Genomic DNA, 13,686 nt, shown 5'->3' on the forward strand with positions numbered 1-13,686 from the left:
ACGGTTATTTTCCCCGGCCACAGGACGGTTCCGCCTGGCCTCGATGGTGCCGCCGCAGGATCTTCGCTAGCTGGTGGGAGGAGAAGACCGGAGACATGGTCCGCGATCTCGGCCGCGTATCATCGACTAGCGATCAGCGTGCAGTACCCGCACCCACAACGACCCGGCCCGCTGGATGGCTACGTGGCCTTCGACTTATGCCGCCAAACGGCATGCTCCAGCCCGCCTTTGTCGTGCCCGAGAAGCGCGGCGGCTTCCTCATACACGACGCGCAACTGGTCGTATGGGAGGTCCGGAACACCAGCATCCACGGCGAAGGCGCGCACATGTACGTCAACGGCGATGTGCGAACGGCCGACGAGATTGCCTATGTAGTCGATGCTCTTCGGCCCCACTCCCTTCACCGTGCGCAGAGCGGCGCGATTGGCCTGATGATCGAGCCAGGTGTGAAGGTCCTCGCGGGTATCGACCCCGTCGGCAGCGAGTAGGTCGGTGATGGCGTGAGCCGTCGCGACCTTCTGTGCGTGGTTGAACTTCATGGCCACGGCAAGGTCTTCCGTGACGAGCCGGCGCTGGAAGCCGCGGACTGTTCTTGCATCAGCCCAGCTCAGTTGCAGATGGAGGAGCCGCGGTCGGAGAGTCCTCTCGTAGTTGCACCGAGGCTGGAAGCTGACGTCGCAGATGACAGCCCCCATGTGGATCCATCCGCCGGGCTGGAGAAACGGTCCGCTGCCAAGGGAATGTCGAACGTGGTCGGCGAGCCGCTGGGTAGGGCTGGATGCGAGCATGAGTCAAGGATGACGCTGCCGTCTGGCAAGCTGGTGGGAAAGTTCAAAACTCTCGAATGGATGGAGCAGGGGGCCGTTCCATCGGGAAGCTCATCCACGATGGGAAGGCTGGGCATCTCGGCTACCGGGTCTCCGTCGAGACCGGGGCGAGGCGGAATAGGCACTGGACCGTGTTGAACTCGATCACCTCGGCGATGAAGCGGAACTTGTCGCCAACTGCAATGGTGGCAGGGACCTCCCTGCCGGTCAGGTGGAGGTTGCCGGTGTTGACGTCCTCGTACTTGAAGTTCGGGCCATCCGTCGTCTGCGGCCCCTTGTCGCCCGGGCCGAGAAGGAAGTCGTAGCGGGTCTGGTCATCCGCGTGGGCCGCCATGTGCCTGACTGACCCGTCGAAGGCGACCATCTGCCCCGCGTGCTTGGTGGCGAAGTTCACGTTCGCTTCGCCACACGGATCCGCCTTCAACAACGTGGCGAACTCGGGACTGTTCTGCGCCGTGATCACCTCAGCGGTGGTCGGCTCGTCTACGGGCGGCGTAGCGGAAGACTTCTCACTGGCGGCGGGCGAACTGACTGACGCGCCCTTCTCCTCGTCGCCGTCGCCGAGCGCAACGCCCGTGCCGATGATGGCGGCCAAGACCACGAGGACGGCAGCCCCCGCCCCGATCAGACGCCAAGGAAGTGGCCTCTTCGCCCGACGGAAGTTGAGGGTGGTGCGAAGTCTGCCTGGGAGCTGTTCCACGAGCTCCCATCCCTCCTTCTGCATCTTCGAGATCACCAAACCGTCGGTGCCCCGAACCGTCTGCACGACCTTGTACTCGTACTTGATCTCATCGACCATGCGGCTCTCCCCCCTGAAGCGAACCGGTCATACCAACTGGGCGCGAGCATAGATGACTCCGCTAGAGACGAGCGTCGCCTTCGGCCCCTGCTCTCCTGCTCGACCGGTCGTTCGCTGCCGCGCCTGAGCAGCGCGTCTCGGTTGCGGATGCAGGGCACCAAGACGATGTCAAACAGCAAATTCCGGGCAGATCTGTCCTGTGGAGGATCGGCAGGGCTTTACACCAGGTGCCGTCGGCCGTGGTCGAGTTCAGCCTTGGCACCACCCGTATGAGGGGCCAACACACCTCCGTCGCCTCCCTTCCCTCTACCTTGACAATCCCATCTGCACCCTCGAGTGGAGCCGGAGTGGTGAAGTACGCAGTGTCTGCGCCGCAGGCCGACTTGCTGCGCGAGCTCGCGGCAGTCTCCGATGCGGTGCACGTTCCACCCGGCCGTACACAGGTCGCCTGGGCGCTGGAGCAGCGAGGGCTGATTAAGAGGACCTGGCGCGGCAGTGGTCACGTCGCCGTGGTGACTGCGGACGGCCGCTACTACCTCAAGCACGGCAAGCATCCCCGGCAGGTCCAGGCGGAGAAGGAGCGGCTGGCGGGTGACAGTGCTCAAGCTGCGCTCGCCCCGGCCGGCGGGGCTGAACTGGTCTCCCGTCTGCAGTCGGCATCAGGGACGATCACGGTTGCTGATCCGGCGCCTCGGACCCGGGGACGGTGGCGGGCCGCCTTTTACGACGCACTCCACCACGGGCACGTTCCGGGAGGTCACAAGGTGCGGTGGAACGGTCGCCAACGTGGCGACTGTGTCTTCACCTTGGTCAACGAAGAGGCCGAGAAGGCTAGGCAGTCTCCTCCGGTGCCGAGCATCGACGTGCCGGAAGTTCTGGATCGGCCTCACCCTCTCGTCCGTGTGACGCGTAAAGCCATGGGCCGCTCCCAGGGCACGGTCGACACCCGCGGCAGAGCGGAGGCCATCCCATTGCATGTGTCGCGTCCGCTTGCCGACCGCGCCCTACGGATCATGCACGCGCTACTGACCGAAGCCGAGAACCGCGGCTACACAGCTGAGCCTCAGACCGACCTCCAACGCGGCGAGGCCCTACACACACTGGCGATCGTGATCCGGGGCCGAGCCTTTCCCCTCGTCCTCACGGAACGGACGACCAAAGTCCCTCACGAGCCGACTCCGAAGGAGGTACGCCAAAAGGAGCGCAATCCCTGGATCCGGCTCCCCAAGTACGACGAGGAGTTCAACGGACGCCTCGCCCTCGGTGCACCCGCCAGGAGCTGGTACCAGCACTCGTATGCGCACAGCGACGGGGCCCGCTGGACGCTGGAGTCGCGCCTGGGACACCTCCTACAGGACCTCGAACATCTCGCTGCTGAAGGCGAACGCCGGGACCGGGAGCAGAAACTCCTCGAAGCCGAGCGGCGGCGCCGATGGTACGCGGCTATCGCACAGGCACGTGAGCAGCAGATCGATCAGCAGCGCGCGAAGGTACTCGCCGAACAGATGAGTGCGTGGAATCAGGCTGCCGAGATCCGCGCCTTCTGCCAGGCAGCCCGCGCTCGAACCGGCAACGCTCCGCTTCCGGCCGGCGAGGCGGAATGGCTGCAGTGGGCGGAGGCGTATGCCGCACGGCTCGACCCGCTGCCCCACGCGCTTGTTACTCCGCCAAATCCCCCGGCCAGGCGGGAGGTTCTTCGCGAGCTTGCAAAGGTCGATGCCTACGCCTACCCGTGGCCGTTCGACGCTGACGGCCGCTGGGTGCTCCCCCAGGAACAGCCGACCGACCCGAACTCGTGATCACAACCGCATTCGGCACGCAACCGGCTCCGCCCCTGCCAACAGGACAGGGGCGAAAGAACGTTTATGCGGCGATCGTGAGCGGGGTTTCCATACGCTCCCAGGCCCCGAGGACGGCCTTGTGCACGTCCGGCTGCAGGTGTAATGGTGGGCTCGGGTATTGGAACCCTCCGAATGCCTGCCTGTGGGCAGCCGTGTTTTGCACCGTTTACATTGATCTGCCCTGTCCTTCGTAGGACAGCCTCAGCAGGTCTTGCCGCCGCTGGCCGAGGTACCAATTACCGGACTGGTCAAGATCGATGGTGGATCTGATGACGGCGGTGTCGCCGGAGGTCACCTCGGCCAGGACCTCTCCTCGCGGCGAGATGATCATGCTGGGGCAGTGCTGGTGAGGGTCCGCAACGTTCGCCGCAAGGACGAACCGCTGGTTCTCCGCTGCGCGGCTGATGAGGTGGCTTCTCCATACCCCAGCTGGCTCGGCTGTATTTGCGGCGTGGGTGAGATAAATGAACGCTTGTGCTCCGCTGCTGGCAAGGTGCTGCCATTGCTCGGGGAAGCGGATCTCCCGGCAGATCTGGACACCGAGGCTGACATGCCCGCCGGCCATCGGGATGGCAAGGGTGGAGAGGTCGGTCCCCGCTTCCAGTCGGCCGCGTTCGTTCATCGCCAGGTTGATCTTCCGGTAGATCAACCTCGCGCCGTTGGGTGAAAAGCAGACGGCGGCGTTGCTCCAGACTCCCTGATCAAAGAGCAACGTGCCGCAGAAAAGATGGACCGCTTTCCGCTGCGCCAGGTCGGCGACACGGTCTGTGGCGTGCGCCAGGGCCAGAGTGTCGAGGTCGCCAAGGACGGAGAGGTCAGACCCGTAGCCTGACAGTGCGCCCTCGGGCAGGACGACGATGTCGTCGGGCCGGGCTTCGGCCAAGATCTCGGAGATCCACTCCACATTCCGCTTGATGTCCCAGGTGATGGGGAACTGTGCGACCGTGAGCGATGCCTTCATGAATCCTTCTTCCGGCGGCTGATCTCGGCTGCGTATGCCGCCCAGTCTCCGGCAGCGGCTCGCTGCCACTTCACGGCGACGGTGATGTCGATGCCGAGAGTGCGGGCGAGGACAGCGGCGGGCAGTTCGGTGGCGAGCTGACGCATGCATGGCCGCGGTGACGGACCGCCAGGAACTGGGCAGACCCACCACCGGGATATGAGGTGTCGGTGAGGAACACCTGATGTCGCAGGCCCTCGTCCTGGCCGAACAGGGACAGCTGGGCTCCGGGGTGCGGCCTCTCCCGGCGCACGATGATGCGGGTGCCGCTCGGGTAGCCGTCCAGGTCGACCATCCCGGTCAGCTCGGCGACGTCGGCGCCGTCTCGCAGTGTCCCGTCCTGGTCCAGGGCGGGATGCCACAGGCGGTCGAGCATGGCCCGGATGGCGCGGCGGACCGGCTCGGTGACGGCGTATCCGACCGAGAAGAAGGTACGGATTCCTCGTTTGCGCAGGTCTCGAATGTGGCCGAGGAAGGTTTTTGCTGATCCGGCGCTGTCGGCGCGGACGAGGATGCTGGTGCCGTGCCGGTGGGTATCGGGGATCTGGGCGAGTGCCTGGTCAAGCACCGTGACGTGGTCGCTCGCGGTGTTGGCGCCGGCGTTCCCGGGCCGCAGCCGGCCCGACAGTGCCTCGCCGGTATTGGCCAGGAAGCACAGCAGCGGATGGAAGCCGAAGCCGCCCTTGTAGGTGGGTGCGGCCTGCTGTTTCTCGGAGTGGCAGGTGATCAGCATGGCGTCGAGGTCCAGGACCAGGCCGGGCAGCATGTGCCCCGCGGTGCGGACTGCGGGGACGCCCTCACCGTGCTCGGCGGCCTGCTGTCGGCGTACGAGTTGAAGTGCATAGCTGCGTACGCTTGAACGTGCAGAGGTGTCAGGCGACTTCGGTCTCCCGCTCGATGGCCTTGAGACGGTTCTTCAGCCGGTAGCTGGGGCCGTTGATGGGGACGACATCGCAGTGGTGGAGAAGGCGGTCGAGGATTGCGGTGGCGAGGACTTCCTCGCCGAAGACTTGGCCCCACTCGCTGAAGGTCTTGTTCGAGGTGAGGATGATCGAGCCCTTTTCGTAGCGCTTGGAGATCACCTGGAAGACCAGGTTCGCCTCCGCTCGCTCCAGGGGTTGGTAGCCGACTTCGTCGACCACGAGGACGCTCGGCCGTCGGTAGGTGCCGAGCTTGTTGCTCAGCCGTCCGGCTGCCTCGGCGGTTTTGAGGTTGCGGACCATGTCGTCGAGGCTGGTGAAGTAGATCGAGTAGCCGGCCCGGCAGGCCGCGACGGCCAGGGCGATGGCCGGGCTCACCCTCGCCGGAACCTTCGACCCCGACCCGGCGGCCGGCCGGGTCACCAACGCCGCCCGTCGCTACTAACAGGGTCGGCAAACCGGGCCCCGGGCCCGTACTCGCCGACAGCCCGTCGATCTTCCCAGCGCGCAATGACATCGGCGCCCTCCTTCCAAACACAACGTTGGCCTTCACGACCCCAACGGTCACGAAGGCCAACGGCATGCTTGCCCCCCCATATTCGCCAACAGTGTCCGTTAGCGCGGGGCCCTTGCCCCCATGGGAGACGAATGGGAGAAAGACCTTGCCCATGAGGGCTAACTAAAGCCAACTAACGCTAACTAGAGCTAGATTCTCACGGCGGAGTTCAGCAGATAAGCCGCTGACCAGCGACTTTCTGGGTCACACCGTTAATCCAGACGATCACGGTTTCCCCCTCTTCCGTAGCCCCATGTGGATTGCCCGCAACACCCGGCAGTGGAAACACGTGGCCGATTCCGGCTGCCCCGTCGACACCCCGCTGTTGCCGGTCCGTGGCCTGTTCGCCACCTCTTACGGAGGCGGTGGCGCGTCCTGTCCCATGGGGCGTTTTCAGCCGGAGCCGTAACACTTCCGGACAGAGGGTCGTTGGAGCGGGATATCGGGAGCGGGACGGGACGAGGGGGTACGCGATGCACCGGGACGTACTGGAGAGATTTCCCGCCGGGGACCCGCGCGGAAGCTGGCGCGCCGAGGAGTTCGCACGGGCGCGGCGCAGGGAGGGCACCCCCGCCGAGGTGGTGATGGATCTGGAGTCGGACGTCTTCCTGGTGGTGGTGCCGCGGCAGTCCAGAGAACAGGCCTCCTGACGAAGCACGGCGCTCAGCCCTTGCTGGATCCCAGGGTGAGGCCGGCGATGAAGTGCCGCTGGAGCAGCAGGAACACGATGATCGTCGGCAGGGCCACGATGACGGAGCCCGCGGCCAGCAGGTTGTAGTCGGTGAAGAACTGCCCCCGCAGATTGTTGAGGGCCGAGGTCACGGGCAGTTTGTCGCCGTCGGAGATGAAGACCAGCGCCCACAGGAAGTCGTTGTACATCCAGGTGAACTGGAGTGTGCCGAGGGCCGCGAGAGCCGGCCGGCACAGCGGCAGGGTGATCCGCCAGTACTGCGCCCAGACGCTCGCGCCGTCGACGATCGCCGCCTCCAGGATCTCGATGGGCAGCGTGCGCATGAAATTGGCCAGGACGAAGACGCAGAAGCCCATCTGGAAGCCGACCTGGACGGCGACGACGGCCCAGTACGAGTCGTACAGCGTCATCGAGTCGGACATCCAGTACGGCAGCGGGATGCGGTTGAACAGTACGTACAGCGGCGTGATGATGACCTGTTGCGGCAGCAGGTTGCCCGCCGTGAACAGCATCAGCAGCACGATCGATCCGCGCATCCTCAGCCGCGCCACGGCGAAGGCGACGAACGAGGCGAGGAAGAGCGCGAGCAGCACACCGGGTACGGCGATGAGCAGGGTGTTGACGAAGTACTTCGTCATCCCGGAATCGGTGAACGCCTGCCGGTAGTAGTCGAAGGAGAGCGTGTCGGGCAGCGAGAAGTAGCCACGCTCGGCGGTCTCGTCGTACGGCCTGAGGGAGGCGTACACGGCCAGCAGCAGCGGCGCGAGGAACGCGAGCGAGACCCCCATCAGGAAGGCGTGCACGCCGAGACGGCCGGGGGTGACGCGGCGTCGGCGGGCGGGCGCGGACGGGGGCGCGACGGTGTCGGCGTGGCTGCTCATCGGTTCTTCTCCCCTCGGATCTCCTGGACCAGATAGGTCACGACGAAGCCCATCGAGACGACGAGCAGGACGACGGCGATCGCCGATCCGAAGCCGATACGGCTCGCCTCTCCGATGATGTTGTCCGTGACGAGCACCGAGAGCAGTTCGAGGCCGTTCCTGCCCTTGTTGACGGCGTAGACGATGTCGAAGGCGCGCAGGCCCTCGATCACCGTGATGACGCCGACGATGACGTTCACCGGGCGCAGGGTGGGAAGGACGACGCGGAAGAATGTCTGAGTCTCGCTTGCCCCGTCGATGGCCGCCGCCTCCTTGAGAGAGGCGTCGACGGCCTTGAGGCCCGCCAGATAGAGGATCATCACATAGCCGGTGTGCCGCCAGGCCGCGGCCAGCAGCACCATCCAGATGTTGAGGTCCGGATCGCCGAGCCAGTCGGTGGGGCTCTCCGTGTCGCCGAGGATCGCGTTGAGCGCGCCCTGGTCGCGGGAGAAGACGAGTTGGGCGATGAAGCCGACGACGGCGAGCGAGAGCACGACGGGCAGGTAGATCGTCGACTGGTAGAAGCGGCCGAAGCGCACCCCGCGGTCGATGAGTACGGCGAGCAGCAGCCCGAACGGGGTGGCGACGAGACCGAGGAAGCCCAGCCACAGCAGGTTGTGCCGGACGGCGGGCCAGAACTGCGGGTAGTTGGTGAACAGGTTCGCGTAATTCTCCGTGCCCACCCACTCGATGTCGCTGATGCCGTCCCAGCCGGTGAAGGACAGCGCGACCGAGGCGAGGGTGGGGCCCCACACGATGACGAGATCGAGCAGCAGGGGGATGCCCAGCAGCACCCCGAGGACGGCGCGGTCCCGTGCGGAGAAACGCCGCGGGCCGCGCCGCCGGGTGCGGCGTGTCGTGAGGAGGGACACGGATCAGCTGCCGGCGTCGGAGGCGAAGAGTGTCTTCTTCTGCCGTTCGATCCCGTTGACCAGTCCGTCGATGTCGTCCGGTTCGTTGATGAAGCTCTGGATGGCCTGGATCATCACCGTCGAGGCGAAGTCGGGCCGCGTGTCGCGGTCCATGAACTGCGATATCTGCTTCGAGCCCGCGATCAGGTCCACCGCCTTCTTCTGAAGAGGCGTGTACGCGGCGGTGTCGGCGTCCTCGCTGACCGCGACGTTGTTGGGGTCGCCCGCCAGATAGACGTCCTCGGCCTTGCCGGTGGCCAGCCAGGACAGCAGGTCCCTGGCGCTCTCCATCGTGCTGTCGTTCTTCAGGCTCTTGGAGTTCTTCGCCAGCAGGAATCCGTCGATGGGCGCCTCGACCGCGTCCTGGCCGTGCGCCGGGTCGATCTCGGGGAAGGCGAAGAAGTCGATGTCGTCCTGCTCGTCCTCGGCGAACTGCTGGCCGGGGTGCGGGAGTCCGAAGACGGCCATCCCGCTCTCGCCCTTCTGGAGGGAGGACGCCGCCTCCTGCCAGGTACGGCCGTTGGCGCCCTGCTGGCAGTACGGGAGCATGCCGCGCCAGGTGTCGAAGACGTCCTTGACGCGCCGGTCGGTCCAGGCTTCCTCACCGGCCATCAGCGACTTGTGGAACTCGTAGCCGTTGGTGCGCATGTTGAGGTAGTCGAAGGTGCCCATCGCGGGCCAGCCGTCCTTGTCGCCGAACGCGATCGGGGTCAGCTTGTCCTTCTTCATCCGCCTGGCGAGCGCCAGATACTCGTCCAGGGTGCGCGGCGCCTCGTACCCGTACTTCGCGAAGACGCTCTTCCGGTGGAAGACCGCCCACGGATAGTAGTAGTACGGCGTGAGGTACTGCTTGCCGTCGGAGCCGGTCGACTGGGCCTTGAGCGCGGCGGAGAAGCCGGTGTAGTCGCCCCAGAGGTCGCTGATGTCGTGCAGCAGCCCCTTCTCGGCGAAGAACTGCATCCGGAAGCCGGCGAACCACATGAAGACGTCGTCCGGCTTGCTCTGGAGATACCGGCTGATGTTCTCCTGGAAGCTGTTGTGGTCGACGGTGTTGACGTCGACGGTCCGCTTCTCCTCGGACTGTTTCTCGTACGCCGCGAAGGCCTGGGCGAACGCCTTCTTGGGAACCGGGTCCGAGGCGTTCGAGCCCATCGTGACGGTCTTTCCGTCACCGCCGGGGCCGCCGCCGCACGCGGCGAGCAGCGACGGCAGTGCGATCGCACCCGCCCCGGCCGCCGCACCACGCAGAAGATTTCGCCGGGAGATCCGGTGGCCGGACAGACTCGCCGGTACCGCCGAACCGTTGAACGGAGACTGAGACATGTCCCCCTCCTCAGGGGTGCGACCCAACACAACCGAACGCGAGGGTTGGGATCTCACTCCCCTGAGAGGGAGCCGTCAAGGGTTCTGACGGGAAACCGAACAACCGTTACCGGCTCTCACCCAACAGAGCCGAACAGCCTTCACCGCAAACGCGCGCAAAGACACACGGGTGAAGTCGGATACGCCGAAGGGGATATGACGGCGCGTCATATCCCCTTCGGGCAGAGCGAGTCACGGCCGGTGGTGGGCCGTCACAGGCTGGTCGGAGCGGTCAGCGCCGGGTTGTCGTGGGCCGCGGCGGCCGGCCCGCGCCCCAGCGTGGCCGCCGCCGCCGCGCCCACCAGACCCGCGTTCGTCCCCGTCGACGCCGGTGCCACGGTGAGGTTCCGGACGAACGACAGCGTCGCGTACTCGCGCAGCGCGCGGCGCAGCGGCACGAAGAGGACGTCGCCCGCGTTCGCCACTCCCCCGCCGACGACCGCGATCCCGATCTCCACGAGCGTGGCCGTCGCGGCGATCCCCGCGGCCAGCGCCTGCGCGGCGCGCTCGAACGAGGCGATGGCGACCACGTCGCCGGCGCGGGCTGCGGCGGCGACGGCCGCGGCCGAGGTGTCACCGTCCGGGCCGGGGCGCCAGCCGCCCTCCAGCGCCCGGCGGGCGATGTTGGGGCCGCTGGCGATGCGCTCGACGCAGCCGCGTCCGCCGCACGGGCAGAGATCGCCGTCGAGATCCACGCTGATGTGCCCGATGTGGCCGGCGTTCCCCGACGGTCCGGGGTGCAGCTTGCCGCCGAGAACCAGTCCGCCGCCGACGCCGGTGGAGACCACCATGCACAGCGCGTTGTCGTAGCCGCGCGCCGCGCCCTGCCAGTGTTCGGCAGCCGTTATGGCGACGCCGTCGCCCACGAGCGTCACCGGCAGTCCGCCGGTGGCCAGCCTGACCCGCTCCACCAGCGGGAACCCGCGCCAGCCGGGAACGTTCACCGGGCTGACGGTGCCGGCCGCCGCGTCCACGGGGCCCGCGCTGCCGATACCGACGGCCGTCGCGCCCGCCCACAGCGGCGACGCGCCCAGCTCCTCGAAGACCTCCGTGACCGCGCGCATCACCGACTCGCCGTCCTCGGTCGCCGGGGTCGGCCGACGGGCCCGTACGAGTATCCTCCCGCCGCCGTCCACCAACGCGCCGGCGATCTTGGTGCCGCCGATGTCGAGAGCGGCTACGAGGTCGGTATGCATCAGTGTCGGATCTCCAGTGGACGAGAGGACCCCGCGGGCGGGGGTTGGCGCGGACGCGCGTAGGACCTGCGGGTTCGTGGAACAGTCTCCATTCACCTGACAACGTTGTCCAGGGCCTATGCTCAACGCCACAGCCTCGCATGACAACCGAACAACCACCGAACGACGACAGGACAGCGCACTGTGGCCGACACCACCCGTCACCATGAGCCCCGCTACGGTAATCGGCCCACCATGAAAGACGTGGCAGCGCGTGCCGGTGTCGGGCTCAAGACGGTGTCCCGAGTCGTCAACGCGGAGCCTGGCGTCACGCCGGACACCGAGCGGCGCGTGCAGGAGGCCATCGACGCGCTGGGCTTCCGCCGCAACGACTCGGCGCGGGTCCTGCGCAAGGGCCGTACCGCCAGCATCGGTCTGGTGCTCGAAGACCTCGCCGACCCGTTCTACGGTCCGCTGAACCGCGCGATCGAAGAGGTCGCGCGTGCCCACGGCGCGCTGCTGATCAACGGGTCGAGCGCCGAGGACCCGGACCGTGAACAGGAGTTGGTGCTCGCGCTGTGCGCGCGCCGGGTGGACGGCCTGATCATCATTCCCGCCGGTCACGACCACCGCTATCTGGAACCGGAGATCAAGGCCGGGGTCGCGACGGTCTTCGTCGACCGCCCGGCCGGGCAGATCGACGCGGACGCCGTCCTGTCCGACAGCTTCGGCGGCGCGCGGGGCGGCACCGCGCATCTCGTCGCGCACGGCCACCGGCGGATCGGGTTCATCGGTGACCAGCCCCGGATCCATACGGCGGTGGAGCGCCTCGGCGGCTATCGCGCGGCGATGGCCGAGGCCGGTCTGCCGGTGGACGACTCCTGGGTTTCGCTGGGTACGACCGAGCCCGAGCGGGTCCACGAGGCCGTCGTCACGATGCTCGGTGCCCCGGAGCCGGTCACGGCGATCCTCACCGGCAACAACCGGGTGACCGTGACGGTCGTACGGGCACTGGCCGCGCACGACCGGCCCGTCGCCCTCGTCGGCTTCGATGACATCGAGTTGGCGGACCTGCTGGATCCCGGCGTCACGGTCATCGCGCAGGACGCGGCCACCCTGGGGCGTACGGCGGCGGAGCGGCTGTTCCGCCGGCTGGACGGGGCGGCCGACGCGCCCAGCCAGGTGGTGCTGCCGACCCGGCTGATCGCGCGCGGCTCGGGCGAACTGCCGCCGCCGGCGGACCGGTAGGCCCGGCGGCGGCCGGTCGTCGCCGCCGGTCGTCGCCGGGCTACGGCGCCGCGACCGTGAGCGCCGCGCGGCGCGGGGCCGCGAAGCCCTCCAGGTCGGCGCGGGTGAGTCCGGTGAGCCTGGTGACCTCGTCGGCGTCCAGCGCCCCGCAGTCGAGTCCGCGCAGCAGATGGCCGCTGAGCGCCTTGGCGGTGGCGGGCTCGTCCATCACGTCGCCGCCGGACTTCGCCACGTACGCCGCGAGTCGCGCGGCGGCGGGCTCAAGTCCCTCGCGGTAGAAGGTGTAGACGGCCGCGTAGCGCGTGGGCAGATGGCCGGGATGCATGTCCCAGCCCTGGTAGTAGGCGCGGGCCAGGGCGCGGCGGGTGAGCCCGTAGTGCAGCCGCCACGCCTCGTGGACCTGGCTGGTGGGGCCGACGGGCAGGACGTTGGTCGAGCCGTCCGAGACGCGTACGCCGGTGCCGGCGGCGGCGACCTGCATGACGGCCTTGGCGTGGTCCGCGGCCGGGTGGTCGCTGGACTGGTAGGCGGCGCTGACGCCGACACAGGCGCTGTAGTCGAAGGTGCCGTAGTGCAGTCCGGTGGCGCGGCCGTCGGCCGCGCCGATCATCCGGGCCACGGTGGCGGTGCCGTCGGCGGCGAGGATGGACTGGCTGGTCTCGATCTGGATCTCGAAGCCGATCCTGCCGTGCGCCAGGCCGCGCGCCTTCTCGAACTCCTCGGCCAGGCGCACCATCGCGGTGACCTGTTCGGGATAGGTGACCTTCGGCAGGGTGAGGACGAGCCCTTCGGGGAGGCCGCCCGCCTCCATGAGTCCGCTGAGGAAGATGTCGAGGGTCCGGATGGCCCGGTCCCGTACGGGGGCCTCCAGGCACTTCATCCGGATGCCCGTGTACGGGGCGGCGGTGCCGTCGGCGTACGCCTCGTGGACCAGACGCGCGGCCCGCGCGGCGGCGATGTCCTCCTCCTCGTCGGAGTGCGCGCCGTAGCCGTCCTCGAAGTCGACGCGCAGATCTTCGACGGGCTCGCGCTCCAGCTTGGCCCGCACCCGCTCGTACACCGGGCCGGCCAGCGCCTCGGAGAGGCCGAGGGCACGCGCCAGGGAGGCGGCGTCGGGGGCGTGTTCGTCGAGGGCGGCGAGTGCCTGGTCGCCCCAGGAGCGGACGGTGCCCGCGTCGAAGGCATCGGCGGGGACGTAGACGGTGTGGACGGGCTGGCGGGTGCCGGGGTCTCCCGGGTACCGGCGGGCGAGTTCCGCGTCGATCGGCGCGAGCGAGCCACTGATGTCCGCCCCGACCTCGTCAGCGAGGCTCGTCGCCACCTTCTCCTGCTGCCCCTGCCCCATTTCCACGCCTCCACTTTCCACTATATGGAATACGCCATCCGCATGGTGAAGTTAATCGTGTGATCACGGCTCCGTCAATGGTCGCCCGAAG

At 67.6% G+C, this 13,686-nt stretch carries 12 protein-coding genes and 1 pseudogene; 3 read left to right on the forward strand and 10 right to left on the reverse strand.

The annotated features are described in order from the left end of the window. Nucleotides 1-179 precede the first annotated feature (179 nt). Together BHU15_RS06200 and BHU15_RS06205 are read right to left on the reverse strand one after the other, a co-directional pair. Complete coding sequence (locus BHU15_RS06200; RefSeq protein ID WP_174566064.1) at nucleotides 180-788, reverse strand: DUF8548 family protein; 609 nt, start codon at nucleotides 786-788, stop codon at nucleotides 180-182. 121 nt (nucleotides 789-909) lie between these two features. Beyond that, on the reverse strand, nucleotides 910-1,626 hold the full coding sequence (locus BHU15_RS06205; RefSeq protein ID WP_069626246.1) for a DUF4839 domain-containing protein: 717 nt from the start codon (nucleotides 1,624-1,626) through the stop codon (nucleotides 910-912). A 350-nt stretch (nucleotides 1,627-1,976) separates the two neighbouring features. Here BHU15_RS06205 and BHU15_RS06210 point away from each other — a divergent pair, with 350 nt between their 5' ends. Next, nucleotides 1,977-3,425, forward strand: coding sequence for a hypothetical protein (locus BHU15_RS06210; RefSeq protein ID WP_255293038.1), 1,449 nt, complete (start codon nucleotides 1,977-1,979; stop codon nucleotides 3,423-3,425). 208 nt (nucleotides 3,426-3,633) lie between these two features. Here the strand turns inward: BHU15_RS06210 and BHU15_RS06215 are convergent, their stop codons facing one another. From BHU15_RS06215 to BHU15_RS06225, 3 genes and pseudogenes are all read right to left on the reverse strand, one after another. Next, nucleotides 3,634-4,428: a carbon-nitrogen hydrolase family protein gene (locus BHU15_RS06215; RefSeq protein WP_069626247.1), complete on the reverse strand. Its 795-nt coding sequence runs from the start codon at nucleotides 4,426-4,428 to the stop codon at nucleotides 3,634-3,636. A gap of 70 nt (nucleotides 4,429-4,498) precedes the next feature. Further along, the gene (locus BHU15_RS06220) at nucleotides 4,499-5,233 is read right to left on the reverse strand and encodes a transposase (RefSeq protein ID WP_218028046.1); all 735 of its coding nucleotides are present in this window, start codon (nucleotides 5,231-5,233) and stop codon (nucleotides 4,499-4,501) included. Nucleotides 5,234-5,339: 106 nt separating this feature from the next. Then, nucleotides 5,340-5,756 (reverse strand): annotated as a pseudogene (locus tag BHU15_RS06225) (ATP-binding protein); the annotation flags it as partial. 660 nt (nucleotides 5,757-6,416) lie between these two features. Between BHU15_RS06225 and BHU15_RS39080 the strand changes: the two are divergent. Then, nucleotides 6,417-6,593, forward strand: a complete 177-nt coding sequence (locus BHU15_RS39080) for a DUF8839 family protein (protein ID WP_107422795.1) — start codon at nucleotides 6,417-6,419, stop codon at nucleotides 6,591-6,593. 13 nt (nucleotides 6,594-6,606) lie between these two features. On the opposite strand, the gene BHU15_RS06230 is transcribed toward BHU15_RS39080, so the two are convergent. From BHU15_RS06230 to BHU15_RS06245, 4 genes are all read right to left on the reverse strand, one after another. Further along, nucleotides 6,607-7,515 carry a carbohydrate ABC transporter permease gene (locus BHU15_RS06230; RefSeq protein WP_069626248.1) on the reverse strand — a complete coding sequence of 303 codons (909 nt, stop codon included), beginning with the start codon at nucleotides 7,513-7,515 and terminating at the stop codon, nucleotides 6,607-6,609. Beyond that, nucleotides 7,512-8,426 (reverse strand): carbohydrate ABC transporter permease, encoded by a 915-nt coding sequence (locus BHU15_RS06235; protein ID WP_069626249.1) that lies wholly within the window; start codon nucleotides 8,424-8,426, stop codon nucleotides 7,512-7,514. The genes BHU15_RS06230 and BHU15_RS06235 overlap by 4 nt, the downstream gene beginning before the upstream one ends. Nucleotides 8,427-8,429: 3 nt before the next feature. After that, on the reverse strand, nucleotides 8,430-9,788 hold the full coding sequence (locus BHU15_RS06240) for an ABC transporter substrate-binding protein (protein WP_079127939.1): 1,359 nt from the start codon (nucleotides 9,786-9,788) through the stop codon (nucleotides 8,430-8,432). Between the two features lie 251 nt (nucleotides 9,789-10,039). Further along, nucleotides 10,040-11,023, reverse strand: a complete 984-nt coding sequence (locus tag BHU15_RS06245; RefSeq protein WP_069626250.1) for an ROK family protein — start codon at nucleotides 11,021-11,023, stop codon at nucleotides 10,040-10,042. Nucleotides 11,024-11,206: 183 nt separating this feature from the next. On the opposite strand from BHU15_RS06245, the gene BHU15_RS06250 reads away from it, so the two are divergent. Further along, nucleotides 11,207-12,250, forward strand: coding sequence for a LacI family DNA-binding transcriptional regulator (locus BHU15_RS06250; RefSeq protein WP_069626251.1), 1,044 nt, complete (start codon nucleotides 11,207-11,209; stop codon nucleotides 12,248-12,250). A gap of 40 nt (nucleotides 12,251-12,290) precedes the next feature. On the opposite strand, the gene BHU15_RS06255 is transcribed toward BHU15_RS06250, so the two are convergent. Continuing rightward, on the reverse strand, nucleotides 12,291-13,595 hold the full coding sequence (locus BHU15_RS06255) for a DUF6986 family protein (protein ID WP_069626252.1): 1,305 nt from the start codon (nucleotides 13,593-13,595) through the stop codon (nucleotides 12,291-12,293). Nucleotides 13,596-13,686: the final 91 nt, after the last annotated feature.

The sequence above is a fragment of the Streptomyces niveus genome, from assembly GCF_001723055.1.
GTDB classification, from domain to species: Bacteria; Actinomycetota; Actinomycetes; order Streptomycetales; family Streptomycetaceae; genus Streptomyces; species Streptomyces niveus.

Bases quoted from the DNA above. Each gene is read 5' to 3' on its own strand.
- BHU15_RS06200 (WP_174566064.1), bottom strand. From the start codon at position 788: ATGCTCGCATCCAGCCCTACCCAGCGGCTCGCCGACCACGTTCGACAT.
- BHU15_RS06205 (WP_069626246.1), bottom strand. From the start codon at position 1,626: ATGGTCGATGAGATCAAGTACGAGTACAAGGTCGTGCAGACGGTTCGG.
- BHU15_RS06215 (WP_069626247.1), bottom strand. From the start codon at position 4,428: ATGAAGGCATCGCTCACGGTCGCACAGTTCCCCATCACCTGGGACATC.
- BHU15_RS06220 (WP_218028046.1), bottom strand. From the start codon at position 5,233: ATGCTGCCCGGCCTGGTCCTGGACCTCGACGCCATGCTGATCACCTGC.
- BHU15_RS39080 (WP_107422795.1), top strand. From the start codon at position 6,417: ATGCACCGGGACGTACTGGAGAGATTTCCCGCCGGGGACCCGCGCGGA.
- BHU15_RS06230 (WP_069626248.1), bottom strand. From the start codon at position 7,515: ATGAGCAGCCACGCCGACACCGTCGCGCCCCCGTCCGCGCCCGCCCGC.
- BHU15_RS06240 (WP_079127939.1), bottom strand. From the start codon at position 9,788: ATGTCTCAGTCTCCGTTCAACGGTTCGGCGGTACCGGCGAGTCTGTCC.
- BHU15_RS06245 (WP_069626250.1), bottom strand. From the start codon at position 11,023: ATGCATACCGACCTCGTAGCCGCTCTCGACATCGGCGGCACCAAGATC.
- BHU15_RS06255 (WP_069626252.1), bottom strand. From the start codon at position 13,595: ATGGGGCAGGGGCAGCAGGAGAAGGTGGCGACGAGCCTCGCTGACGAG.